Source organism: Bradyrhizobium sp. USDA 4461 (assembly GCF_054055655.1).
The window spans coordinates 1057397-1081243 of sequence record NZ_JBSRXM010000001.1; the positions used below are offsets into that span (position 1 = coordinate 1057397).

Below are 23847 nucleotides of genomic sequence, written 5' to 3' on the forward strand. Positions count from 1 at the left end.
CCTGAAGAGGGATGAATTAGGCGGCGGGTCGCGGACGGGTGTTGCGGAACTCGATCCGCTTCTTGGCCGTGCCGACCTCGATGATGCGCTTGACGAAGATGCCGGGGGTGTGGATGTGGTCCGGGTCGATCTCGCCGGCCGGCACCAGATGCTCGACCTCGGCGACGGTGACCTTCGCGGCGGTCGCCATCATCGGATTAAAATTGCGCGCGGTCTTGCGGTAGACCAGGTTGCCGGCGGTGTCGCCCTTCCAGGCGTGGACGATGGCGACGTCGGCGAACAGGCCGCGCTCCATGATGTACTTCTCGCCGTCGAATTCCTTCACTTCCTTGCCTTCGGCGATCAGCGTGCCGACGCCCGTCTTGGTGTAGAAGGCCGGGATGCCGGCGCCGCCGGCGCGGATGCGCTCGGCCAGCGTGCCCTGCGGGTTGAACTCGAGCTCGAGCTCGCCGGCGAGATATTGCTGGGCGAACAACTTGTTCTCGCCGACATAGGACGAGATCATCTTCTTGATCTGGCGGGTCTCCAGCAGCCGGCTGAGGCCGATGCCGTCGACGCCGGCATTGTTGGAAACGACCGTGAGGCCCTTGACGCCGGAATCGCGGATCGCGTCCGACAGGGTCTCGGCGATGCCGCAAAGGCCGAAGCCTCCCGACATGATCATGATGCCGTCCTTGAGGAGACCATCGAGTGCCGATTTGGCGTCGGGATAAACTTTGTTCATGCAGCGAATACCTGATGGAGGGCGCGGAACGGCTGTGGCAATGCGGATTATTAGGCGAAATCTTCGCAATGCGTCAATCAGGCCCCGGTGCGGCGACGGGCGGCGGCCTCGGGCGGCAACATGGCCTTGAAAGCGTCAAGAAAACCCTTCAAGTTGCGGGGGTTGGCAGGGGCCTCCGGCGAGAGCCCGCTGTGTTCGACGACGACCCGACAGACCTCAACCCGACCCGGATATGTCATTGACGATGGCCCAAGGAATTAAGCGCCTGGGGATGCCGATCGCGGCGCTTTTCGGCCTGGCGGTCATCGGCCTGGTCGGAACGTCATGGTTCCTCAACCGGGACGCGCTGCAGCGCGCGGTGGAAGCGCAGATCCGCGCGGTGACCGGGCTCGAACTCGTCGTCAACGGCCCGATCGACGTGTCGGTATTTCCGGGCAGCTATGTCTCCTTCCACAATGTCGGGCTGAAGGGCGCCGCGACCACCGACCCGGCTTTGCAGGTCGACGTGCTGACCGCCAATCTGCGCCTGCTGCCGCTGTTGCTGCGGCGGTTCGAAATCGCCGACGTCATGATGCTCCGCCCGCATATCCATGTGGTCCGCGACGGCGCCGGCGAGAGCAACTGGACGCCGTTCGTCGAGACCATCGCCAAGGCGATGACGCCCGGCGCCGAGAACCAGGTGTCGTTCTCCGAGATCCGGATCCAGGACGGCGAGCTGAATTACGAGGACGGCACCAACCGCATCTCCGAGAAGCTCGGCGACATCGACCTGTCGCTGGCCTGGCCGTCGATCTCGCGCTCCTTTGCCGCGACCGGCCAGTTCGACTGGCGCGGCGAGCGCGTCGACGGCTCGATCAGCGCCAGCGATTTCGTCGCGCTGCTGTCGGGCGACCGCTCCGGCCTCAAGGCCCGGCTCAGTAGCGCGCCGCTCAAGGTTGCATTCGACGGAACCGTCGCCAACCGCACCAGCCTGATGATGGAAGGCACCGCCACCATGGATAGCCCGTCGCTGCGCAATGCGTTGCGCTGGATGGGACAGGCGCCGCCCGGCGGCGGTGGCGGCTTCGGCCGCTTCGCGCTGAAGGCCCGCGCCAATGTGGTCGGCGGCTCGGTCGCGCTCACCAATGTCAATGTCGAGCTCGACGGCAATGTCGCCGAGGGCGTGATGACCTACGCCAATAACGGCCGGCAGACCTTGCAGGCGACGCTTGCCGCCGGCAATCTCGACTTCACGCCCTACATCTCGACGTTCCGCCTTTTGGCCAGCGGCCAGCGCGACTGGAACCGGCAATTATTCGACCTGTCCTCGCTGTCGTCGACCGATCTCGACATGCGGCTGTCGGCCGCCAAGGTGACGGTCGGCCCGTCCAAGCTCGGCCGCACCGCGTTCGGCGCCAATCTGCGCGGCGGCGCGCTCGCGCTCAGCGTCGGCGAGGCGCAGATGTATGGCGGCATCGCCAAGGGCTCGTTCGCGATCGCGCGCTCGGATGCGGTCGCCGACGTCAGGGCACAATTCCAGTTCACCGATGTCGATCTGCAGGCCTGCGCCGGCGAATTGTTCGGCATCAACAAGCTCTCCGGCCGCGGCAACCTCAACGTCTCGCTGACGGCCTCGGGCTCGAGCCCGTTCGGGCTCGCGTCATCGCTGGATGGGACCGCCACGCTGAACGGGCACGACGGCGCGATCGCGGGCTTCAATGTCGAGCAGCTGCTGCGGCGGCTGGAGAAGCGGCCGCTGTCCGGCGGCGGCAATTTCCGCTCCGGCTCGACGCCCTATGACAATCTCAGCATATCCGTGAAATTCGCCGACGGCGTCGCCACCGCCGACGATATCCATGTCGTGAGCCCGGCGGCGAAGATCACGCTGACCGGCACCGCCTCGGTGCCGTCGCGCGAATACGATCTCAAGGGCGTCGCCAGCCTGACCTCGGCGTCGGCCGGCGGCACCGCGTTCGACCTGCCGTTCGTGATCCAGGGTCCGTGGGATGATCCCTTGATTTTCCCCGATCCGGAAAGCCTGATCCGCCGCTCGCCGGCATCGGCCCCGCTGCTCGACGCGGTGAAGGATCGCAAGACCCGCGACGCGGTGCGCTCGGTGATCGAGCGCTTCACCGGCGGCGCCGCGCGGCCCGCGGCGGCGCCCGATGCAGCGGCCGGCGCATCCGGCAGCGCACCGGCGGCATCGGCCGAGAATGCCAAATCGAACTGACCGATCCATCCACTTTCCGCATCGATGCCGCGGGACTGATCCACGCGCCCGCCGCGCACCCCTACAGAAGTCGTCGATGCGGCATCTTTATCGGGTCACGGGCATGCGCTAGTGTTTTCTCCAACCGGTTAAAAAGCCGGCCTCATGAGGGAGAACAACGTGAGATCCAAGGTTATCGGTGCGCTATCACTGGCGGTCGCTGCGGTTGGCCTGTTCGCGGCAACTGCGCCCGCTTTGGCGCAGGGCAAGACGATCACCGTCTGGTGGGGCAAGGGATTTTACAAATCCGAAGACGACGCGCTGCTCGAGACGATCAAGAAATTCGAAGCCAAGACCGGCATCAAGGTCGAATTGTCGCAATACGCGATCCAGGACATGATCCCGAAGACGGTCGCTGCGCTGGATTCCGGCACCGTGCCCGACGTCGCCTATTCCGACACCTACGATGTGCAGGCGCAGGGCAAGTGGGCTTATGAGGGCAAGCTCGAGGACCTCTCCGACATCATGCTGCCGATGAAGGATGCCTTCGCGCCGAACACGCTGGAAGCGGCGCTGCTCTACAACGACGTCACCAAGAAGAAGTCCTATTACGGCTTCCCGCTCAAGCAGCAGAGCATGCACGTCCAGATCTGGGGCGACATGCTGGAGAAGGCCGGCTTCAAGGCCGCCGACATCCCGACCAAGTGGGAGGACTACTGGTCGTTCTGGTGCGACAAGGTGCAGCCGGCGATCCGCAAGGCCACCGGCCAGCGCATCTACGGCGTCGGCCAGCCGATGGGCGTGGAATCCACCGACTCGTTCCAGTCGTTCTACACCTTCATGGACGCCTACCACGTCAAGCTGGTCGACGACGACGGCAAGCTTCTGGTCGACGATCCCAAGGTGCGCGACGGCCTGATCCACGCGCTGAAGGACTACACCGACACCTACATCAAGGGCTGCACGCCGCCCTCCTCGACGACCTGGAAGGATCCGGACAACAACGTCGCCTTCCACAACAAGACGATCGTGATGACGCACAATTTCACGATCTCGATCGCGGCGAAGTGGTTCGAGGATTCCACCAATCCGGCGCTGACCGACGCGCAGCGCGCCGCCGGCAAGCAGGCCTATGAGCAGGACATCATCACGGCGTCCTTCCCGAAGGCGCCGGACGGCTCGACCATCAAGTACCGCTCCGACGTCAAGACCGGGCTGATCTTCGCCAATGCCAAGAACAAGGCGGAAGGCAAGCAGTTCATCGCCTTCCTGATGCAGGAAGACAATGTGCGGCCCTATGTCGAGGGCGCGCTCGGCCGCTGGTTCCCGGTGACCAAGGCGAGCCAGGCCAGCCCGTTCTGGCAGGCCGACCGGCATCGCAAGGCGGTGTGGAATCAGTTCACCGGCGGCACCGCGCCGTTCGACTTCACCAAGAACTGGAAGTTCACCATCCTGAACAACGAGAACGTCTGGGCCAAGGCCATGAACCGCGTCGTCAGCGAGAAGGTGCCGGTGGACAAGGCCGTCGACGAACTGATCGCCCGCATCAAGCAGGTGGCGGGGTGATAATGTAGACGATGACCGGCACTGCCGAACTTGCTCCGCGTCGTCCCGGCGAAGGCCGGGACCCATACGCCGCGGCGGTCGTTTTGGAGTAAGCTGGTGGACGGCTTTCGCGCAACGGCCGGGACCTGTGGTTATGGGTCCCGGCCTTCGCCGGGACGACGACGTAAGCGACATCTCGTTAGAGTAACCGAATGGCGATCACACTTTCCGCATCCGATGCCCCCTCGCCGCCGCTGTCGGCGCGGCTGTCGCCGCCGCAGGTCTGGGGCATCGCGCTGCTCGCGCCCTATCTGCTGGTGTTCCTCGCCTTCGTGGTCTATCCGGTCGGCTACGGCCTGTGGCTGGCGCGCCATCCGTCGAGCTATGTCGCGCTCTATCACGACCCGATCTTCGCCCGCGCCGCGGTCAACACGCTGATCTTCCTGGTCATCGGCATCAACATCAAGATGCTGATCGCGCTGTTCCTGTCCGGCTTCTTCGCCCAGCAAAGGCCCTGGATCAGGTGGCTGTCGGTGATCTTCATCCTGCCTTGGGCGGTGCCGTCGATCCCGACCATCCTCTCGGTGCGTTTCATGCTCAATCCGGAATGGGGCGTGGTCAACCAGCTGATCTTCAAGTTCACCGGCGACGACGGCCCGAACTGGCTGAACGATCCGGCGGTCGCGCTGGCGATGGCGATCGGCGTCCACATCTGGAAGTCGCTGCCGTTCTGGACGCTGATCCTTTTGACCGGGCGGCTCGCGATCTCGCACGACCTGTACGAGGCGTCCGACGTCGACGGCGCCAACTGGTGGCAGAAATTCCGCTACATCACCTGGCCGTCGATGCAGACGCTCTACATCACCTGCACGCTGCTCTCGATGATCTGGACGCTCGGCGATTTCAACAGCGTCTATCTGCTCACCGGCGGCGGGCCGGCCGACCTCACCCACGTGCTGTCGACGCTCGGCATCCGCTATCTCAGGCTCGACCAGCTCTCGCTGGCGATGGCCTCGATCGTCTGCGCCATGCCGTTCGTGCTGCCGCTGGTCTATTTCATGATGAAACGGTTGTCGCGATGAAGCTGCCCACCCTCCGCGAAGTCGGCACCGAGGCCAGGCTGCTGCTGATCGGCATCCCGGTCTTCATCTGGACCATGATCCCGATCTACCACATGTTCGTGTTCGCGATCTCGCCGAAGGAGGACGCGTTCACCGGCAAGCTGTGGCCGACGCATCCGACGCTGCATAATTTCTCGATCGTGTTCCACCAGCAGCATTACTTCCTGCGCGACTTCTGGATCCAGTTCTGGAATTCGACCGTGATCGCACTCGCCGTCGGCGCGCTGACGCTGTTCGTCGCCACCGCCGCCGCATTCTCGATCTCGCGGCTGCGGGTGCCGGGCGGCCGCGCGGTCATGAACATGGCGCTGTTCACCTACTTCATCCCGGCCGCGTTCCTCGCCGTGCCGATGTACCGCACCATGGGCAGTTATGGCCTGCTCAACAATCACTGGTCGCTGATCCTGGCGATGGTGACGATCGCCGCGCCCTACGCCATCTGGGTGCTGAAGCAGGCCTCCGACAAGCTGCCGGTCGAGCTCGACGAAGCCGCGACGATGGACGGCGCCAGCACGCTGCAGCTGTTCCGCCTGGTCTATGTGCCGCTGATGATGCCCTCGCTGGTCGCAGTCGGCACCTACGCGATCCTGCTCGCCTGGAACGAATATCTCTACGCGTTCCTGCTGCTCTCGAAGGACACCGACATCACGCTGCCGGTCGCGCTCGGCAACTTCCTCGCCGCCGACGATTCGCCGTGGGAGCTGTTGATGACCACCGGCTTCATCTACGCTCTGCCGCCGGCCGCGGTCTATTACGCCTTCAAGCGCTACATGGTCGGCGGGCTGACCGCAGGCGCCGTCAAGTCGTGATCCCCATCGTTTCCTTGTCATTGCGAGCCACCCGGTCGGCGCGAAGCGCAGCCGGATGACAGGCTCCGCGAAGCAATCCATCTCGCCGCGAGCGGAGAAATGGATTGCCTCGTCGCTGACGCTCCTCTACAGCGGCGCGGCGCTCTCGCCGCGCCCGTTCGACAGTTTCGAGGCGAACGACGCCGCCACGATGATCACGGCGATCAGCGCGATGACAAGCGTGCAGATCGCGTTGATCTCGGGCTTCACGCCGAGCCGCACTTCCGAATAGATCCGGATCGGCAGCGTCGCCGAGCCGGGACCGGTGGTGAAACTCGCGATCACGACGTCGTCGAGCGACAGCGTGAAGGCGAGCATCCAGCCCGCCACGATCGCCGGCACGATCAGCGGCAGCGTCACCAAGAGGAACGCACGCACCGGATCGCAGCCGAGATCCATCGCGGCTTCCTCCAGGCTGCGGTCGAGCGCGGAGAGGCGCGACTGCACCACCACGGTGACGAAGCACATCGTCAGCGTGGTGTGGGCGATCGTCACCGTCCAGAAGCCGCGCTCGGCATTGAGCGCCACGAACAGCAACAGCAGCGACAGGCCGGAGATCACCTCGGGCATGACCAGCGGCGAATACAGCATGCCGGAGAACAGCGCCCGCCCCTTGAACCGCTCGCCCCGCGCCAATCCGACCGCCGCCAGCGTGCCGAGCAGTGTCGCGAGCGTCGCCGACACCGCAGCGACCGACAGGCTCATCCACGCCGCCTCCAGCATGGCGCGATCGCTGAAGAACTCGCGGTACCAACGCAGCGACCAGCCGCCCCACACCGTCACCAGCCGCGAGGCATTGAATGAGTAGATCACCAGGATCACGATCGGCAGATAGAGGAAGGCGAGCCCAAGCGCCAGCGAGGTCAGGTTGAAGCGCGTCAGCCTGGTGACGGTGCGCGCCATCAGCTGTCCGCCTCGAGCTGGCGCCGTTGCAGGCGGTCGTAGAGCACGAGCGGCGGCACCAGCAGCAGCAGCAGCGCGACCGCAGCGGCGGAGGCCACCGGCCAGTCCTTGTTGGTGAAGAACTCCAGCCACAACGTCTGCCCGATCATCAGCGTATCTGAGCCGGCAAGCAGGTCGGGGATCACGAACTCGCCCACGATCGGAATGAAGCAGAGCAGCGCGCCGGCGCCGACGCCGGGCAGCGACAGCGGAAACGTCACCAGCCAAAACGCCTGACGCGGCGAGGCGCCGAGATCGCCGGCCGCCTCCAGCAGCGATGCATCCAGCTTCGAGAGCGTCGCATAGAGCGGCAGGATCATGAACGGCAGATAGGAATAGACGATGCCGAGATACATCGCGCTGTCGGTCGACAGCCAGACCACCGGCGTCGAGACGATATGCAGCGCCAGCAGGATCTGGTTGAGCAGGCCGTCATGCTGCAGGATGTTGATCCAGGCATAGATCCGGATCAGGAACGAGGTCCAGAACGGCACGATGACCAGCATCATCGCCACCGTCTGCCAGCGCTGCGGCAGCCGCGCCATGGCGTAGGCAATGGGATAGCCGATCAGGAGCAGGATCAAGGTCGAGGTCACCGCGACGACGAGGCTGCGCAGATAGGACAGGATGTAGAGATTGTCTGATATCAGCAGCCGGAAATTGTCGAACGACAACTGCGCAAACGCCGCCGCCAGCGCCGCGCGGCCCTCGGCCGAATCGAACACCGGCGTGTAGGGCGGCTGCGCGATCGCGGTCTGCGACAGGCTGATCTTCAGCACGAAGCCGAACGGCACCAGGAAGAACAGCACCATCCAGAGATAGGGCGCGATCGCGGCGAGCCGCGCCGGCCGGGCGAAGATGCGGCGCGCGCTCACTGCTCCAGCACCAGGCAGTCGTCGGCGGTGAACCACGCCACCACGCGCTGGCCGGCGAGATAGGCGTCGACATCGAGCCGCGCGGTGTTGGCCATCGACGCCCGCACCACCGCGCCGGTCTCCAGCTTGACCCGGTAGCTGGTCACGCCGCCGAGATAGTTGACGTCGGCCACAACACCCTCCAGCCGGTTGATCGCATGCGAGCCCGCCTCGTCCGACGCCGGCGCGCGGCGCGACAGCTTCACCTTCTCGGGGCGGATCGCGACGCTGACGACCTCCTTGGTCACCGGCGGCCACAGTTCGCTGACCGCGAGCGTGCCCGCCTCCGCGGTCGCGACCCTCAACCGTCCATTCTCGCGGGACGCGACGTTGCCATCGAACAGATTGATGTCGCCGACGAACTCGGCGATCCAGCGCGAGGCCGGCGCCTCGTAGAGATTGCGCGGGGTGGCGACCTGGACCAGGCGGCCGGCGTCCATCACCCCGATCCGGCCGGCCATCGTCATCGCCTCCTCCTGATCGTGGGTGACGATGATGAAGGTCGTGCCGAGCCGGCGCTGCAGCTCCATCAGCTCGCCCTGCGTGCTCTCGCGCAGCTTCTTGTCGAGCGCTGCCAGCGGCTCGTCGAGCAGCAGCACCTGCGGGCGACGCGCCAGCGAGCGCGCCAGCGCCACGCGCTGCCGCTGGCCGCCGGAGAGCTGATCGGGCTTGCGCTTCTCCAGCCCTTCGAGCTTGACCAGCGCCACCATCTCCGCGACGCGGGTCGCGATATCCTTGCGCGCCATGCCGGCGCGCTTCAGGCCGAAGGCGATGTTGTCGCGCACCGACAGATGCGGGAACAGCGCGTAGTTCTGGAACATCATGTTGACGGGCCGCTCATGCGGCAGCACCTGCGCGATGTCGCTGCCGCCGAGCAGGATGCGGCCCTCGTCCGGGGTCTCGAAGCCCGCGAGCATGCGCAGCAGCGTGGTCTTGCCGCAGCCGCTCGGCCCGAGCAGCGCGAAGAACTCTCCGGCGCGGATATCGAGCGAGAGCTTATCGACCGCGCGGAAATTCCCGAACGATTTGGCGACGCCCTCGATCCGCAGCAGCGGCATGTCCGGGACGGCCGGTTCAGGCAACGGCGTTGCCGCCTCCGCACTCGCTTCGCCCGATGTCACGTCAAGAAGCCCCGATTCCCCGCAAGGTCCGATCCTGCCGGCAAGCTAGCGGCGGATCGCCACCGGCTCAACCGCCTCACGAACATCTCCCGCAATATTGTCGGCCTCCGCGCCTCTGCTGGGGCGGGCTCTTAAATGCGTTGCGTCGTCTTTGAGGTTCAAAACTGGAAGGCACCTGCTCAATCTAGACCTTGCCGCTTTTGACCCATAGCGGAAGTTTGGTGCACTGTTTGCCAAGCGTTCTCGGTTGCCAAAACGATAAAGAGTTTTGGTTCAATACAGCATTTTATAGAAAGATTAAGGCCGCCTCAGTTGGTGGCCCAGCACTTGTCCTTGTGCTGATAGTAGCAATACATTCGATCTTGAAGAACGACTGTCTGACGACCAGCGCCAAAAAGGTAGAGAACGCTCCAGCAGACGGCGATACAATGCACGGAGGTAGCGATCAACGGCGAACGACGTCTCGCTGTCGCGCGCTCTGACTCGCCGTATCACGCGACCTGGAACACCTCGTACCCAAGGCCGAAACCGGATCTGGGGATCGCGATCCTGTCAAAAGCATCCGATGATACCACACCGCCGAATGCTGGTGCGGGTCACGGAATCAGGCGGACCTATCATGGTCATCGGACGTCTAACCATGTGGGTCATGGCCCGGGGCGCACGTGCCTTCAGAAAAGCCACGACCTCGGGACTTATGTCTCCCACAGACCGGTGCATCTTTCCGGCGTTCGAAAAGAGCCCGCCGCCTTCGTGATCAAGCCGAAGTGCGCCGATGTCGACGATTTCTCCAGCGCGAACCTGGAATTTGGCATGAGGGCCACCATACCCGGCATTTATATTGTCGCACCTTATGCTCAGCAAAAGATACTCGCCCGGAGGAAGTGAGGTAATCCCGCCAAACGCCGTCAACTTTCCTCCTCCGATCACGCTGACTCTGATCGTTTTCGTCGGCGCGCTCTTGTCGAGAGTTTGGCCGAGAGTGACTACAGGAAAGACACAACGCGTGAGACCCCCACCGATATTTGACATCATGAGGATTGCGTCAACGATCACCACACCTCGATGTTCTTGCAGCTCTCGGGCGATGTGTTCGTCAACCGGCAAACCATCCTCCGGTCGCAGAACGTCTCCGCTTTGTGCCCGAGCAGCAGTCACTGAAGCGACGACCGCGAGCCAGACAGCCAGAAGAGTGATACGCTTCATCGCCATAGTACCTCCCGCAACTGCTCTCAATCCTAGCAGGCGCAATTTACCGAACACAACCGTTAGGGAAAGCGACGCGGAAAATCGGCCAGGCGAACAGGCATCAGACCTTCGTGCCATCTCTGGCTGCATTCGCAAACGCCGGTCACCTTCCCTTCGGACCGGACCGAACCGACCGTGTTCCGATGAACGACGTCCGCTCATGGCCCAACTCGGACCTCCGCGATGTTCGCTTTTGCGATGCTATCGAGGGCTAAGCAGACGTGAGCCCCGAGGGGCTCGTTGCCTTTATGAGGACATGCCCTAGACTTCGCAGCCGAATTCGGGAGGACAACCGATGATTTGCGACCGCTACGGCCTGCCGCTGACGACCACGTCGGACCGCGCCGCCGCCTATTATGTCGACGGTGTCGATCGGATGCTGGCGGCGCTACACGGCGCCGATGTGGCGTTCGAGGCGGCGATCGCCGCGGACCCCGATTTCGCGTTGGCCCGTCTCGGCCGCGCCCGCGTGCACCAGCTCAACATGGAGGGCGCCGCGGCCCGCGCCAAGGCGGCCGAAGCCCGGAAGCTCGCCGCAGCGGCAAGCCCGCGCGAGCGCCAGCACATCGAGATCATCGCATCCGTGATCGAAGGCCAGGGCAAGAAGGCGATGACAGCGGCCGAGCAACACCTCGCCGAATATCCGCGCGATGCGCAGATCCTTTCGCTGCTGCTCGGCGCGTTCGGCCTCTACGCCTTCTCCGGCCGGCCCGATCATGACGCTGCGCGGCTCGCGATCTCCGAACGTTACGCCAAGGATTATGGCGACGATTGGTGGTTCCTCACCTATCTCGGCTGGTCGAAGACCGAGGCCGGCGACGTCGTCGCGGGCCGCGCCATCACCGAGCGCGGCTATGCGCTGAAGCCGGAGAATGCTGGCGCCGCGCACGCGCTGGCGCATGCGCTGTTCGAACAGGGCGACGGCGCCGAAGGCCGCAGCTTCCTCTCCGCGTGGCTGCCGGCGAATGATCGGACGACCTTCCTGCAAGGCCATCTCGCCTGGCACCTCGCCTTGATCGCGATCGAAGAGGGCGACGCCGACGGTGCGCTCGCTATCTACGAGCAGCACATCAAGCCGGCGGGCCGCCCTTATCCGCCGCTCAACATCTATACCGACACGGCCTCGCTGCTGTGGCGTCTCGCGGTCGCCGGCAAGACCGGCCTCGACGCGCACTGGAAGGATGTCGCCGCCTATGGCGACAGCTATTTCCCGAAGGCCGGCGCGCATTTCGCCGACGTGCACCACGCGCTGGTCGCAGCCACGACGAATAACAATGCACTGGAAGCGCGGCTGGCCGAGATGGCGGCGCGCGACGCCGACGGCAAACTGGCGCCCGGCCCGGCCGCGATCGGGCTCGGCCGAGGCGTTGCGGCCTTCGCCGCCGGGGATCACGAGGGCGCCGTGCGCATCCTGGCACCGCTGATGCCCGAGCTGGTGCGGATCGGCGGCAGCCATGCCCAGCGCGAATTGTGGGAGGACACCTTCATCGTCGCCTGCTTGCGCGCCGGCCAGGGCCGGCAAGCGACGAGCCTGATCTCGGACCGGCTGCATCGCCGCCCGTCCAGGCGCGATCTCGCCTGGTCGCAGGAGGCGGCACGGCAATAGAAGCTGTTGGAGCTGTCCCTTCCCCCCGCAAGCGCCGGGCTTTCGCATATGGACTCGATAGCTCCACAAACTCGTCATGCCCGGCCTTGTGCCGGACACCCACGTCTTGGTCTCCGCGACAGAAAAACGTGGATGGCCGGGACAAGCCCGGCCATGACGGCGCGGAAACACCGCTGCTAATCGCGCTCAATCCGCCTTGACCATGAACGCGGCAAGCGCATCGCGATCGGCTTGCGGCATGGTCAGCCCGAGCTTGGAGCGGCGCCACAGGATATCATCGGGAAAGCGCGCCCATTCCTTGCGCATGAGATAACGCACCTCCGCGCCGGTCAATTCAGCACCAAAGGCCGGGCCGAGATCAGCCTTCGTCTTCGCGTCACCCAGGATATCCTTCACGTTCAGCCCATAGGCGGCCACCAGCCGCCGCGCCTGCGTTTCACTGAGGAAGCGCCAGCGGTCGCGGGCGATGTCGACCTCGGTTTCAAAACGCTGCCAGGCGAACTCGCCGCCCGGCAGCGGCGCCGTCGCGGTCCAGCGCGGCCCCATCGGATAGAACCGCGCGAACTTCGAAACCGCCCGCTCGGCGCGGCGCCGCGACGTCGTGACGTCGCCGCCGAAGATCGTGAGAAGCGGCGCCCTGCCGCGCTTGAAGTCGGGCGACACTGTGCCAGCGCGTCGCCAGCGCGCGGGTGCGACGACGGAATTGGCACCGGAGACCGTTCGCAGCACATCGGCCGGGGTGATCTGCTCGCGAAAGTAACGGTTGGCTGCGTCGCAGAGATAGGCCACCTCCCGCGCATCCATCGCGACAATGGCGGGATCACCCTTGAAGGCATGGCCGATCAGGGTGAAGTCGCGCTCATAGGGACTGGCGAAGATCAATTGCCCGTCGGAGTTCTGGAACGCATAGACGTTGTCGCAGTCGAACAGGCGGCGCACCACGATCTGGCCGATCTGCACGGTGGCAAGCGGCGGCCCCGGTACGCGCAACACGGTGTCGGCGACCGAGGCGGTCCACGCGCCGGTCGCGTTGACCAGCGCCCGCGCCGTGATCACCCGCCGATAGCCGCGGTCGGTCGCGATCAGCCGCCAGGTGTCACTACGCTCGGCTCGGGTCACCCGCGCGCCGGTGCGGATATCGGCGCCGCGCGCCGCGGCGTCGACCGCATTCAGCACGACGAGCCGGGAATCGTCGACGACGCAATCGGAATATTCGAACGCGGTTCCGAACCGCCGCTTCAGCGCATTGCCGACCGGATGGTGAGTGACATCGAGGGTGGCCGAGCGCGGCAGGCCGCTGCGCGAGGCGAGCCGCTCGTAAAGCAGCAGCAACGACCGCAATTGCCACACCGGCCGCTCCCCGGCATGAACCGGGATCGCGAAGCGCGCGGGCCGAACCAAGTGCGGCGCGATACGCAGCCAGACGTCGCGCTCCCTGAGCGCGGTCCGGACGCGGAACAACTGCCGGCGCTCGAGCCCGGCGAGATCGCCATGCACCAGCCGCGGCGAAGCCTGCGACGCGCCGGAGCCGAGATCGCCCTGCTCCAGCAGGATCACGCGCAGGCCGCGACCGGCCGCATCACGCGCGATGCTCGTGCCGTTGAGGCCACCGCCGATGATCGCAACGTCATAGTCCGCCATGCCCAACGCCTATCGCATTTCATTGCGAACGAAATACGTGTTCGCACGAAAAATGCGTCAGGGCGCAGCGCCGACCGAGGCGAAGAAGTGTTCGGGCCCATCGGCTTCGATCAGCTTCTTGCCTTCAATCACCCAGAACCGGTTGGCCACCGTCCGCACGAACCGGCGGTCGTGCGACACCAGCAGGCAGCTGGCCTGCTGCTGCATCAGCTCGTCTTCCAGCGCCTCCTGGCCCTCGATGTCGAGATGGTTGGTCGGCTCGTCAAGCAGATAGAAGTTCGGCTCGGTGAGCCGCAACACCAGCATGCCGAGCCGGGCCTTCTGCCCGCCGGACAGCCGCCCGATCGGACGGCCCTGCATCTCGATCGAGAGCCCGGTGCCGGCGAGCAGGCCGCGCGCCTGCTGATCGCCGACCGCAAAGCGCCGCGTCAGCATGCGCATCGGGGTGTCGCCATCGGCGAGATCGGCCAGTGCCTGGTCGCAATAGCCCAGCACCAATGACTCGGTGGCGCGGATCTCGGCGACTGCCGCCGCGGAGTTCTCGATCGCCAGCCGCAGCGCCGCGACGAACCGGGTCTTGCCCGCGCCGTTCGGCCCGAGCAGCGCGATCCGGTCACCCCGGCAGATGAATTGCGGGCCGGTACGGAACAGCGGCCTGCCGTCGGGCGTAGCGATCACCGCGTTGTTCAGCCTGATCAGGACCTTGGCATGGGTGTCGCGGTTGGCGAGCCGGATCGTGCCGGCGGAGCGTTCCAGATGCGCGGGCTTCGCGGTCTCCTCCAATCGCTCCGCGCGCTGCTTCAGTTGTCGGGTCTTCGACAGCAGGAGGTCGCTCCCGGAATTGATGCCGAGATTGCTCAGCTTGGCGGCCTGCTGCCGCAGCTGCCGGACCGCCTTCATGTCGCGCGTAAAGCGCCGCTCGTCCGCGGCGTCGCATTCGTCGAGCGCCGTGCGCGCCGGCGTGTACGGCAACGCGAACAGCTGCGAGCGTTCCGGGCGCAGGAACAGCGTCCGGTTGGTGGTCGCATCGAGGAAAGCGCGGTCGTGGCTTGCGATCACCACCGGCATCTCGCGCGGCAGCGCATTCAGCCAGGCCTCGAGCCGGCCGATCTTGGCGAGGTCGAGATGGTTGGTCGGCTCGTCGAGCAGCAGCACATCGGGCTCGGTCACCAGCACGCGGGCGAGCAGCGCAAGCCGCAGCCAGCCGCCGCTCAATTGCCTGAGCGGCCGTTGCCACAGCTCGTCGGGCACGTCGAGCGATTGCAGGGCGATGTCGACCCGCCAGCTCTCGCTGTCGCGTTGCCCGGCGGACAGCGCCTCCAGCACGGCGGCATGGAACGGCATGTCCATCAGCCCCGCCGGCGCATCCTGCTCGACATGGCCGACGGTCAGTCCGCGCGCGCGGCTGATGTCGCCCGCATTCGGTTCCATGCTGCCTGCGATACAGCGCAGCAGGGTGGACTTGCCGCGGCCGTTGGCGGCGACGAGGCCGATGCGGTCGCCGGCATTGACGACGAAATTCAGGTCGGAAAACAGCGGCGCGTTCAGCGTCACGCCGAGATTGCGGACATTCATGAGGGTCACGATCAATTCTCTGGTCTTGCCGGCAATCACGTCATCGCGTGGGCATGCAGCCATCAACGGATGTGCGTGTCGAAGCGCGGCGAGGAATTTGAGTGCAGGCGCGAACGTTCAAAGGTTCGGTGCCGCACGGCCACGAAGGGCAGACCAGGACAAGATTCTAGCCGAGTTTCCGGTCAGCCCTGCAAACGCATTTGCAGGGCGTTGACGGGGCCACGCTTGAGGTGGGGATCGCTAGATCTCGCCACGACGCAGCCCTCCTTTCTCGGCCGAAATGATGTGGTGGTCGGACGGTAACCGGACGTGCAACCGATGGCAAGCGCAGCCGGCCTGGCCGACCCGCCGGCTTATCCGGCCTTGCGCACGGTTTCGGCGAGCCGGTCGCCGCCGACCAGCGCGGCAAACTGACCGATCGGGGCCGGCCGGCCGATCAGATAGCCCTGCACCGCATCGCAGCCTTCCTCGGAGAGGAAGCCGAGCTGCGCCTCGGTCTCGACGCCCTCGGCGACGATCGACATTTCGAGGCCGTGGCCGAGATCGATCACCGCGCGCACGATCGCGGCCGATTGCGGATTGCGGCCGAGATTGATGACGAAGGCGCGGTCGATCTTGATCTTGTCGAACGGAAACGCCTGCAGATAGCTCAGCGAGGAATAGCCGCTGCCGAAATCGTCCATCGAGATGCGGACCCCGAGCGCCTTCAGCCGCCGCAGCAGCGACAGGCCGCGGTCGAAATCCTCGATCAGCACGCCTTCGGTGATTTCGAGTTCGAGCCGGTCGGGCGTCAGCCCGGTCTCGAGCAGGATCGAATGGACCAGGCCGACGAGGTCGCCATGGATGAATTGCGCCGGCGACAGATTGACCGCTATCTGCATCGGGACGGCCCATGAGGCGGCCTCCCGGCAGGCCTCGCGCAGGATCCATTCGCCCATCTCGACGATCAGGCCGCTTTCCTCGGCAAGCGGGATGAAGTCGCCGGGCGGCACGAAGCCGCGCAGGGGATGGTGCCAGCGCGCCAGCGCCTCGAAGCCGATGATCTGGCTCGCGGCGACGCTGCCGCCCGCCGCAGCCTGCGGCTGGTAATAGAGCGACAATTCGCCGTTCTTGATTGCGACCGAGAGCTCCTGGTGCAGCACGCGGCGATCGCGGATCTGCTGGTCCATCTCCGGCTCGAAGATGGAGATCGTGCCGCGCGACTTCGCCTTGGCGCGGAACAGCGCCGCGCCGGAATTGGCCAGCAGCGAGGCCGCATCAGTGCCGTTGTGCGGGAACACCGCGATCCCGGCGGTGAGGCCGGTGCGCACCGACTTGCCGTCGATCGCGAAATCCCCACCCAGCGCCTCGGCGGCCTGCTCGGCCAGCGCGATGCCGGCGGCCGGCTGCTGGCCGTCGATGATGAGGCCGAATTCGTCGCCGGACAGCCGCGCCACCACGCCGCCGCGCGCCACGGTCTGCAGGCGCTGCGCGACCTCGATCAGCACCTTGTCGCCCATCGCATGGCCGTAGACGTCGTTGATCTCCTTCAGCCCGTCGAGATCGACGCAGAGCACGGCAAACTCCTCGCCGGTGCCGTCGCAGGCCTCGATCATCTGGGTCAGCGCCTGCAGGAATGCGGCGCGGTTCGGCAGATCGGTCAGGCCGTCATGATAGGCCATGTGCGCCATCCGCGACTCGGTCTGGCGCCGGTCGGTGACGTCCTCATGGGTCTTGATCAGGTATTGCGGCTCGCCGTCATCGTCGAGCACGGTCATGCGGCGGGTCAGGAACAGCCGCAAACCGTCCTTGGTCGAGATCGGATGCTCCTCGGCGATCATGCTGCGCTTTCTGATCGCGGCCTCGTCGCGGGCGACGATCAGCTTGGCTTCGCGCGCGTTGAAGATGTCGGACGCGGTGAGGCCGGCGGCGTCCTCGCGGCGGCGGTTGAGGATCGTCTCGGCGCTGCGGTTGGCCAAAAGATAGCGGCCGTCGCTCACGCGCTGCACGATCAGCGAGACCGGGATGTTGTCGACCACGAGCTCGAGGAACTTCTTGTTGTTCTCGAGCTCGCGCGACAGCGCGCGGCGGTCGGTGACGTCCTCGAACAGCGCGATCAGGAATTCCGGCGCGCCGGCCTCGTTGCGGGCGATCACCCGGTTGGAGGCCAGGATGCGCTTCTCCGAGCCGCGTTCGACGAAGAACTCGCTGCGGTGATAGCCTTGCGGCGCATCCAGCGCGGCGCGGTCGGCGGTGTCGATGCTGACCGCGGTCTCGGGACGGAAGATCTCGTCGGCGCGTTTGCCCACGATGTGATCGCGCGAGAACCGCGAGAAGCGCTCGAAGGCGCGGTTGGCGAAGATGTAGCGGCCGTCCTCGATGTTCTTGGCGGCGACGCAGACCGGGACGTTGTCGAGCACCGATTCCAGGAATTGCGTGGTCGAGGCGAGCTTGCGCGACAGCTGGCGCTGGTCGGTGCAATCGAGATGGGTGGCGACCGAGCCGCCGTTCGGCAGCGGGAAATACTTCACCAGCACCGACCGCCCGCCGGGCAGTTCGGTGACGAGGCCTTCCGGCGCCGCCGCCCGGGTAAAGAAATCCGCGGCGCTGATGTCGAGCACGCCGCGGTCGCGGCGCAGCTCCAAAAGCTCGGTGCCGGTCATGTTGCGCCGGATGTCGGCGCGCGACAGGCCGTAGATGTCGAGATAGCGGTCGTTGCAGAACACGATGCGCTCGCACGCATCGGTCATCACCACGCCCTGGTTCAGATGGTTGAGCGCCGAGGAGACGAAAGCGTTGCGCCGCAATTGGGCGCGCTTGGCCTTGCGCAGCGCCGAGAGGATCCACAATCCGATCGCGCCGAAAAACGACGCGGCCACCACGCTGCCGATCAGGAGCTCCCAGACCACGCCGGGATCGAGATCACCGAGATAGCTCGATGGCGCGAATCCGCCGGTGCCGGCGCGGGCTGCGGCGTGCGGCACGACGGCAGCGATCAGGCAAAGCACGGCCCTTGCCGGAATCGAATTCTTCCCGCCCGCCTGCCACTTCCTGCCAGCCATCGATCACCCGCGGATTTCCAGGGCGAGTGTCCGGCTTTGGCGGTTTGGATCGGGTAAACGCGCCAGGATGCAACCGGTAAACGTGGCGCAATTTGCGGCAATTGCCCTGACATGATTAATGCTGCACTAACAGGGCATGGCTCCCCAACTCTTTGAGATGGCCCAAGCACTTGGCTAATAAGCACTTGCCGAAAGCGATCGGATCGGCTGAACGATGTTGGCGGCGACGGCCGGGGGCGCGATCGCGCGGAAATTGTCGGACCTGAAGGACGAGATGGACAGGGTTGATTGCGTGATCGTCGGGGCGGGGGTGATCGGCCTCGCCGTGGCGCGGAGGCTGGCACAGGCCGGCCGCGAGGTGATTGTGATCGAGGAGGCCGAAGCCATCGGCACGGTGACCTCGTCGCGCAACAGCGAGGTGATCCATGCCGGGATCTACTACAAGGCCGGCAGCCTGATGGCGCGGATGTGCGTCAGCGGCAAGCGGGCGCTGTACCGCTATTGCGCCGAGCACGGCATCCCGCACAGGAATTGCGGCAAGCTGATCGTGGCCACCACACCTGCGGAAACCGAAAAGCTGCAATCGATCCGCGCCCATGCCGCGGCCAATGGCGTCGACGACATGCAGCTGCTGTCCGGCGCTGCGGCGCGTGCGCTGGAACCGGCGCTGAGTTGCGACGCGGCGCTGCTGTCGCCCTCGACCGGGATCATCGACAGCCATGCCTACATGCTGGCGCTGCGCGGCGACGCCGAGGAGGCGGGCGCGGCCTTCGCGTTCCATACGCCGCTGCTCCACGCCCGGGCCACCGGCAATGGGTTCGAGATCGAGGCCGGCGGCGCGACGCCGACGGCGCTCGCCTGCGACCTGCTGGTCAATGCCGCAGGGCTCGGCGCAACGGCGGTCGCGCGCAATGTCGAGGGCATGCCCATCGAATTGATTCCAACGGCCTATCTGGCCAAGGGCAATTACTTCAGCTGCAGCGCCCGGGCGCCGTTCTCGCACCTGATCTATCCGGTGCCGGAGCCCGGTGGGCTCGGCGTGCATTTGACGCTCGACATGGCCGGACAGGCGCGGTTCGGTCCCGACGTCGAATGGATCGATCAGATCGATTACGCGGTCGACCCGGCGCGGGCCGAGCGGTTCTATCCGGCGATCCGGAAATACTGGCCGACGCTGCCGGATGGCGCGCTGATGCCGAGCTATTCGGGAATCCGGCCCAAGATCGTGCCGCCGGCGGTGGCGACCCAGGACTTCCTGATCCAGGGGCCGGCCGACCACGGCGTCGCCGGGCTGATCAACCTGTTTGGGATTGAATCGCCGGGGCTGACGTCGTCGCTCGCGGTCGCCGACCATGTCGGCGAGCTGACAGGACACTGAACAAATTCGGCTTGGCAAATACGGCTGAGCACATGCAGCATGACCTCCCGGGGGATGCGCGCTGCGGCGTTCATCCCTCGGTGAAAAGGTCAGGATTGTTTGCTGATTTGCGGGGGCCGGCTTAGTGGACCGTGTCGTCGGCGGACAGTCTCAACCGCTCGATCTGGTCCTTGACCATCAACTTGCGGCGCTTCAGCTCGCAAATGTGGAGATCGTCTACGGAGGGGTGAACGAGCGCTTCGTGCAGTTCGTTCTCGAGTATTTTGTGCTTACGCTCCAACTCAACGAGATGGGCCTGTATTGCCATTGCGAACACTCCTCGGTGCGTTAAACCTCAGGGTCGATCCGGACCAACAAGTGTACACGAGTGGACGGGCCTGTCGATAGGGGACGCGATATGCCGCACGTACGCATTTCGGTTTATCTGTAACCAATCGTGATCAGGGAACCGGTTCGGCTTGCGCGGCGCGCGCCGAGGGAGGATATTCCCGCGAGCGGCTGCTTCGGCCGCAACAGCTTCGTCGTGCTTACCAGTTAACACACAACCATGAACGATCAGGATGAGCGCGAACTCCTCGCCGAGCTTGCGCGTCTGCAACAAGAGCACCGCGACCTCGACGCCGCGATCGACGCGCTGCATCAGTCGCCGGCGCCGGATCTCCTGATGCTGCAGCGCCTGAAGAAGCGGAAGCTGCAATTGCGCGATCGCATCGCCTTCATCGAAGACCAGATCACGCCCGACATCATCGCCTGAGCCACGCGCCGCCTCGCGGCCCCTGGTTCGGTTCGATCCGGCGGTTTTCCCCGTCATCCACAACGCCCCCTCGGCTTCACATTCCCGGCAACGGATGTTCTCCCGTTTCTCGGCGCTTGACTCTATCAGAACAAAAAGAGAACATTTCGATCCAGCCGCCAGCCATCGAAGGGAGTTTCGCCATGTCCGTCCCCCCGTCCCTGCCCGACCACAACAGCCGCTACGAGAAGGCCTGCGATCAGGCGATCGCGATGTGCGACGGCAACCTGCGCAGCACCATCAAGGCGCTGATCATGGCCAACGAATATCTCGAGGCCGAGCTCGAGGAATTGCAGGCCGCGATCACCGCCGGCTGCGTGCCGGCACGCCCCCAAGTGGCAAGCGACGTGGCGAGCGACGCTGCCTGATTCCTGCGATTGTTGGCCTGACCATCAGGGAGCACAGCGATGGCCGATGTGACCTATTACGTGGCACTGCCCTTCATGCAGGACGACGACGGCACGCCGGTCGCCGGCAATGCCGAGGAATGCCAGAGCTCGGCGATCGCGCTGCGCCGGGCGGAGGCGATGTCGCGGATGCCGGGCAGCATCGGCGCCGTCGCATTCAGCCGCACCGGCGATCCCGCGATCGGCGAATTCGGCGATGCCAAGCTGCTGCGGGCCTACGGCAGCGTGCCTGAAGACCTGAGCGCGCTGTAATCCCCCGGGATTCTCTGAGATCTAGGTTTCATGGCGCCGCTGCGCCTTGCGCACATACATCGCGCGGTCGGCCTCATCGAGAACCCGATCGAGATCCGAATGCGCAGTGAGGATCGCAACGCCTGCGGAGGCGCCCGCCGAGACCTGGCAGTCACGGAACACGAAGGTCAGGCGGTCGATCGCTTCTTCCAGCGCAGCCGCCTTGGCGCGGGCGTCGGTCTCGCTGAGATTCCACAGCAGCAGCGCGAACTCGTCGCCGCCGAGCCGGCCGATCACGTCGGAGGCGCGCACCTGGTCCGAGATCGCGGCAACGATCGCCTTCAGCACCTCGTCGCCGGCCGCGTGCCCGAACGCATCGTTGATCGGCTTGAGGCGGTCGACGTCGAGCACGATCAGCGCGCCGGAGGCCTGATAGCGCTTGATGAAGGAGAGCGAACGGGCGAGCTCGCGCTCGAAGCCGCGCCGGTTCAGGATGTCGAGCAGGAAGTCGGTCTCGGCCGAGGCCTGAAGCTGCTCGATCCGGGCCTGGGCCCGCGCCAGCTGCGCCCGCAGCCTGCGGATGGTCGATTTGTCGCCGGAGGTGACCGAGGCACGCCTGGCAATACCGGTTCCGGACGCTTTGGTTCCAGCCGCCTTTGCGCCGGTTTTTTTTGCGCCAGTCTTTTGGGTTCCAGTTCGGCCGGGTGCGGATTTGCTCGCGGCAGCCGCGGCTTTTCGCCGTTTGGCCGCCCCGGAGGCGGCCGCGGTGGTCTTCTTCTTCATGCGCATCTTTGTTGAGGCTTGCTTATGAAGGCTTGCCGGGATTCACCAAGACAGGATAGTCCATCCTATCTCCCTTGCCACGCCTTGGATGAGAACCGGGCCGCCCCTATAATCGGCCTATGCTTTTGGATTCCTGAACAGAATTGAAGAGATGACCGCTCCGATCGCCATCATCATGGGAAGCCAGTCCGACTGGGAAACCATGCGCCATGCCGCCGACACCCTGGCCGCGCTGGGGATTGCCTGCGAAACGCGCATCGTTTCGGCCCACCGCACCCCGGATCGGCTCTATGCCTTTGCCAAGGGCGCCAAGGCGGCCGGCCACAAGGTGATCATTGCCGGCGCCGGCGGCGCCGCGCATCTGCCGGGCATGACGGCGGCGCTGACCGAGCTTCCGGTGTTCGGGGTTCCCGTCGAATCCAGGACGCTGTCCGGCGTCGATTCGCTCTATTCGATCGTGCAGATGCCGGCCGGCGTTCCGGTCGGAACGCTCGCGATCGGCAAGCCCGGCGCGATCAATGCCGCGCTGCTCGCGGCAAGCGTGCTCGCGCTCAGCGATCCCGCTTTGGCGGCCCGCCTCGCGGCCTGGCGCACCGAGCAGACCGATGCGGTCAAGGACCATCCGGAGGGCACGGCGTGACGGCTTCCAACCCTGTGAGGCTGAAGCCGGGCGACACCATCGGAATCCTCGGCGGCGGGCAATTGGGCCGGATGCTGGCGATGGCCGCAGCGCGCCTCGGGCTGCGCTGCCAGGTGTTCTCTCCGGATCCGGACTCGCCGGCCTTCGACGTGGTGCAGCACGCGACCTGCGCGGAATATGCCGACGTCGAGGCGCTCGAGCTGTTCGCCAACGACGTCGACGTCGTCACCTATGAGTTCGAGAACGTGCCGGCCGCGACCGCGATGGTGCTCGCCGCGCGCCGCCCGGTGCTGCCCGCGTACAAGATCCTCGAGACCACGCAGGACCGGCTGTACGAGAAGGATTTCGTCAGCAAGCTCGGCATCGGCACCGCCGACTATGCCGACGTCTCCTCGGTCGCGACGCTGCGCAGCGCGATCGAGCGGATCGGCCTGCCTGCTGTGATCAAGACCCGCCGCTTCGGCTACGACGGCAAGGGCCAGGCCATCATCCGCCAGGGCGACGACATCGAGCAGGTCTGGGACGATCTCGGCACCAAGTCGGCGATCCTCGAGGCCTTCGTGCCGTTCGAGCGCGAGATCTCGGTGATCGCAGCGCGCTCCGCATCCGGCGACGTCGCGTGCTTCGACGTCACCGAAAACGAGCATCGCGACCACATCCTGAAATTTTCCCGCGTGCCGGCTGCGATCCCCGAACAGCTTGCCGCAGAGGCGCGCGCGATCGCCGAAAAGATCGCCACGGCGCTCGACTATGTCGGCGTGCTCGCGGTGGAATTGTTCGTGGTGCCCGGCAACGGCAAGGCAACGGTGCTGGTCAACGAGATCGCGCCGCGGGTGCACAATTCCGGCCACTGGACGCTCGACGGCGCCTCGATCTCGCAGTTCGAGCAGCACATCCGCGCGATCGCCGGCTGGCCGCTGGGCAAGCCGGTGCGTCATGGCGAGGTCACCATGACCAACCTGATCGGCGACGACATCCTGAGCTACGAGCAGTGGCTCAGCGTTCCCGGCGCCACCGTGCATTTGTACGGCAAGGGCACGCCGCGCCCCGGCCGCAAGATGGGCCACGTCACCGAAGTGACGCCGCCGCGCAAATCATAAT

Annotated in this window: 21 protein-coding genes; 11 read left to right on the plus strand and 10 right to left on the minus strand. The window is 65.5% G+C overall.

Annotated elements, in window-relative coordinates; translation table 11 throughout:
* Positions 1–16 precede the first annotated feature (16 nt).
* A complete protein-coding gene (locus ACVINW_RS05070) occupies positions 17–724 on the minus strand; it encodes a CoA transferase subunit A (protein ID WP_076861290.1) in 708 nt (235 codons plus the stop codon).
* 244 nt (positions 725–968) lie between these two features.
* Here ACVINW_RS05070 and ACVINW_RS05075 point away from each other — a divergent pair, with 244 nt between their 5' ends.
* The 4 genes from ACVINW_RS05075 to ACVINW_RS05090 all read left to right on the plus strand — a co-directional run bounded on the left by ACVINW_RS05075 (position 969) and on the right by ACVINW_RS05090 (position 6387).
* The gene (locus tag ACVINW_RS05075) at positions 969–2933 is read left to right on the plus strand and encodes an AsmA family protein (RefSeq protein WP_456750291.1); all 1965 of its coding nucleotides are present in this window, start codon (positions 969–971) and stop codon (positions 2931–2933) included.
* Between the two features lie 159 nt (positions 2934–3092).
* Entirely contained in the window at positions 3093–4478 is a 1386-nt protein-coding gene (locus ACVINW_RS05080) for an ABC transporter substrate-binding protein (protein WP_456750292.1), read from the plus strand.
* 191 nt (positions 4479–4669) lie between these two features.
* Positions 4670–5539, plus strand: coding sequence for a carbohydrate ABC transporter permease (locus ACVINW_RS05085; RefSeq protein ID WP_028336011.1), 870 nt, complete (start codon positions 4670–4672; stop codon positions 5537–5539).
* Positions 5536–6387, plus strand: coding sequence for a carbohydrate ABC transporter permease (locus ACVINW_RS05090; protein WP_456750293.1), 852 nt, complete (start codon positions 5536–5538; stop codon positions 6385–6387). The genes ACVINW_RS05085 and ACVINW_RS05090 overlap by 4 nt, the downstream gene beginning before the upstream one ends.
* Positions 6388–6513: 126 nt before the next feature.
* On the opposite strand, the gene ACVINW_RS05095 is transcribed toward ACVINW_RS05090, so the two are convergent.
* The 4 genes from ACVINW_RS05095 to ACVINW_RS05110 form a co-directional block, all read right to left on the minus strand.
* Positions 6514–7329 carry an ABC transporter permease gene (locus tag ACVINW_RS05095; RefSeq protein ID WP_456750294.1) on the minus strand — a complete coding sequence of 272 codons (816 nt, stop codon included), beginning with the start codon at positions 7327–7329 and terminating at the stop codon, positions 6514–6516.
* Positions 7329–8243: an ABC transporter permease gene (locus ACVINW_RS05100; RefSeq protein WP_456750295.1), complete on the minus strand. Its 915-nt coding sequence runs from the start codon at positions 8241–8243 to the stop codon at positions 7329–7331. The genes ACVINW_RS05095 and ACVINW_RS05100 overlap by 1 nt, the downstream gene beginning before the upstream one ends.
* Entirely contained in the window at positions 8240–9340 is a 1101-nt protein-coding gene (locus ACVINW_RS05105; RefSeq protein WP_456756301.1) for an ABC transporter ATP-binding protein, read from the minus strand. The genes ACVINW_RS05100 and ACVINW_RS05105 overlap by 4 nt, the downstream gene beginning before the upstream one ends.
* 615 nt (positions 9341–9955) lie before the next feature.
* On the minus strand, positions 9956–10615 hold the full coding sequence (locus tag ACVINW_RS05110; protein ID WP_456750296.1) for a hypothetical protein: 660 nt from the start codon (positions 10613–10615) through the stop codon (positions 9956–9958).
* Between the two features lie 412 nt (positions 10616–11027).
* Here ACVINW_RS05110 and ACVINW_RS05115 point away from each other — a divergent pair, with 412 nt between their 5' ends.
* Positions 11028–12257: a tetratricopeptide repeat protein gene (locus ACVINW_RS05115; protein ID WP_456756302.1), complete on the plus strand. Its 1230-nt coding sequence runs from the start codon at positions 11028–11030 to the stop codon at positions 12255–12257.
* 186 nt (positions 12258–12443) lie between these two features.
* Here the strand turns inward: ACVINW_RS05115 and ACVINW_RS05120 are convergent, their stop codons facing one another.
* The 3 genes from ACVINW_RS05120 to ACVINW_RS05130 form a co-directional block, all read right to left on the minus strand.
* Positions 12444–13898 carry a glycerol-3-phosphate dehydrogenase gene (locus ACVINW_RS05120; protein ID WP_456750297.1) on the minus strand — a complete coding sequence of 485 codons (1455 nt, stop codon included), beginning with the start codon at positions 13896–13898 and terminating at the stop codon, positions 12444–12446.
* Positions 13899–13955: 57 nt separating this feature from the next.
* The gene (locus ACVINW_RS05125; protein WP_456750298.1) at positions 13956–15536 is read right to left on the minus strand and encodes an ABC-F family ATP-binding cassette domain-containing protein; all 1581 of its coding nucleotides are present in this window, start codon (positions 15534–15536) and stop codon (positions 13956–13958) included.
* Between the two features lie 290 nt (positions 15537–15826).
* A complete protein-coding gene (locus ACVINW_RS05130; protein ID WP_456750299.1) occupies positions 15827–18514 on the minus strand; it encodes a sensor domain-containing protein in 2688 nt (895 codons plus the stop codon).
* Between the two features lie 274 nt (positions 18515–18788).
* On the opposite strand from ACVINW_RS05130, the gene ACVINW_RS05135 reads away from it, so the two are divergent.
* Positions 18789–19892 carry an NAD(P)/FAD-dependent oxidoreductase gene (locus ACVINW_RS05135; RefSeq protein WP_456750300.1) on the plus strand — a complete coding sequence of 368 codons (1104 nt, stop codon included), beginning with the start codon at positions 18789–18791 and terminating at the stop codon, positions 19890–19892.
* Between the two features lie 121 nt (positions 19893–20013).
* Here the strand turns inward: ACVINW_RS05135 and ACVINW_RS05140 are convergent, their stop codons facing one another.
* Positions 20014–20199, minus strand: coding sequence for a YdcH family protein (locus tag ACVINW_RS05140; RefSeq protein ID WP_050422666.1), 186 nt, complete (start codon positions 20197–20199; stop codon positions 20014–20016).
* A gap of 240 nt (positions 20200–20439) precedes the next feature.
* Between ACVINW_RS05140 and ACVINW_RS05145 the strand changes: the two genes are divergently transcribed.
* The 3 genes from ACVINW_RS05145 to ACVINW_RS05155 all read left to right on the plus strand — a co-directional run bounded on the left by ACVINW_RS05145 (position 20440) and on the right by ACVINW_RS05155 (position 21344).
* Positions 20440–20646, plus strand: a complete 207-nt coding sequence (locus ACVINW_RS05145) for a YdcH family protein (protein WP_024583705.1) — start codon at positions 20440–20442, stop codon at positions 20644–20646.
* A 182-nt stretch (positions 20647–20828) separates the two neighbouring features.
* Positions 20829–21053: a hypothetical protein gene (locus ACVINW_RS05150; RefSeq protein WP_456750301.1), complete on the plus strand. Its 225-nt coding sequence runs from the start codon at positions 20829–20831 to the stop codon at positions 21051–21053.
* A 39-nt stretch (positions 21054–21092) separates the two neighbouring features.
* Positions 21093–21344 (plus strand): hypothetical protein, encoded by a 252-nt coding sequence (locus tag ACVINW_RS05155; protein WP_456750302.1) that lies wholly within the window; start codon positions 21093–21095, stop codon positions 21342–21344.
* A gap of 21 nt (positions 21345–21365) precedes the next feature.
* On the opposite strand, the gene ACVINW_RS05160 is transcribed toward ACVINW_RS05155, so the two are convergent.
* Positions 21366–22112, minus strand: coding sequence for a GGDEF domain-containing protein (locus ACVINW_RS05160; RefSeq protein ID WP_456750303.1), 747 nt, complete (start codon positions 22110–22112; stop codon positions 21366–21368).
* Between the two features lie 145 nt (positions 22113–22257).
* Between ACVINW_RS05160 and purE the strand changes: the two genes are divergently transcribed.
* A complete protein-coding gene (gene purE / locus ACVINW_RS05165; RefSeq protein WP_456750304.1) occupies positions 22258–22746 on the plus strand; it encodes a 5-(carboxyamino)imidazole ribonucleotide mutase in 489 nt (162 codons plus the stop codon).
* The gene (locus ACVINW_RS05170; protein ID WP_456750305.1) at positions 22743–23846 is read left to right on the plus strand and encodes a 5-(carboxyamino)imidazole ribonucleotide synthase; all 1104 of its coding nucleotides are present in this window, start codon (positions 22743–22745) and stop codon (positions 23844–23846) included. Before purE ends, ACVINW_RS05170 begins: the two co-directional genes overlap by 4 nt.
* The last annotated feature ends 1 nt before the right edge of the window (position 23847 follow it).

Coding starts and splice junctions, on each gene's coding strand:
- ACVINW_RS05070 (WP_076861290.1), bottom strand. CDS start 724: ATGAACAAAGTTTATCCCGACGCCAAATCGGCACTCGATGGTCTCCTC.
- ACVINW_RS05075 (WP_456750291.1), top strand. CDS start 969: ATGGCCCAAGGAATTAAGCGCCTGGGGATGCCGATCGCGGCGCTTTTC.
- ACVINW_RS05085 (WP_028336011.1), top strand. CDS start 4,670: ATGGCGATCACACTTTCCGCATCCGATGCCCCCTCGCCGCCGCTGTCG.
- ACVINW_RS05090 (WP_456750293.1), top strand. CDS start 5,536: ATGAAGCTGCCCACCCTCCGCGAAGTCGGCACCGAGGCCAGGCTGCTG.
- ACVINW_RS05095 (WP_456750294.1), bottom strand. CDS start 7,329: ATGGCGCGCACCGTCACCAGGCTGACGCGCTTCAACCTGACCTCGCTG.
- ACVINW_RS05105 (WP_456756301.1), bottom strand. CDS start 9,340: ATGCCGCTGCTGCGGATCGAGGGCGTCGCCAAATCGTTCGGGAATTTC.
- ACVINW_RS05110 (WP_456750296.1), bottom strand. CDS start 10,615: ATGGCGATGAAGCGTATCACTCTTCTGGCTGTCTGGCTCGCGGTCGTC.
- ACVINW_RS05115 (WP_456756302.1), top strand. CDS start 11,028: ATGCTGGCGGCGCTACACGGCGCCGATGTGGCGTTCGAGGCGGCGATC.
- ACVINW_RS05120 (WP_456750297.1), bottom strand. CDS start 13,898: ATGGCGGACTATGACGTTGCGATCATCGGCGGTGGCCTCAACGGCACG.
- ACVINW_RS05125 (WP_456750298.1), bottom strand. CDS start 15,536: ATGGCTGCATGCCCACGCGATGACGTGATTGCCGGCAAGACCAGAGAA.
- ACVINW_RS05130 (WP_456750299.1), bottom strand. CDS start 18,514: ATGGCTGGCAGGAAGTGGCAGGCGGGCGGGAAGAATTCGATTCCGGCA.
- ACVINW_RS05135 (WP_456750300.1), top strand. CDS start 18,789: ATGGACAGGGTTGATTGCGTGATCGTCGGGGCGGGGGTGATCGGCCTC.
- ACVINW_RS05140 (WP_050422666.1), bottom strand. CDS start 20,199: ATGGCAATACAGGCCCATCTCGTTGAGTTGGAGCGTAAGCACAAAATA.
- ACVINW_RS05145 (WP_024583705.1), top strand. CDS start 20,440: ATGAACGATCAGGATGAGCGCGAACTCCTCGCCGAGCTTGCGCGTCTG.
- ACVINW_RS05150 (WP_456750301.1), top strand. CDS start 20,829: ATGTCCGTCCCCCCGTCCCTGCCCGACCACAACAGCCGCTACGAGAAG.
- ACVINW_RS05155 (WP_456750302.1), top strand. CDS start 21,093: ATGGCCGATGTGACCTATTACGTGGCACTGCCCTTCATGCAGGACGAC.
- ACVINW_RS05160 (WP_456750303.1), bottom strand. CDS start 22,112: ATGCGCATGAAGAAGAAGACCACCGCGGCCGCCTCCGGGGCGGCCAAA.
- purE (WP_456750304.1), top strand. CDS start 22,258: ATGACCGCTCCGATCGCCATCATCATGGGAAGCCAGTCCGACTGGGAA.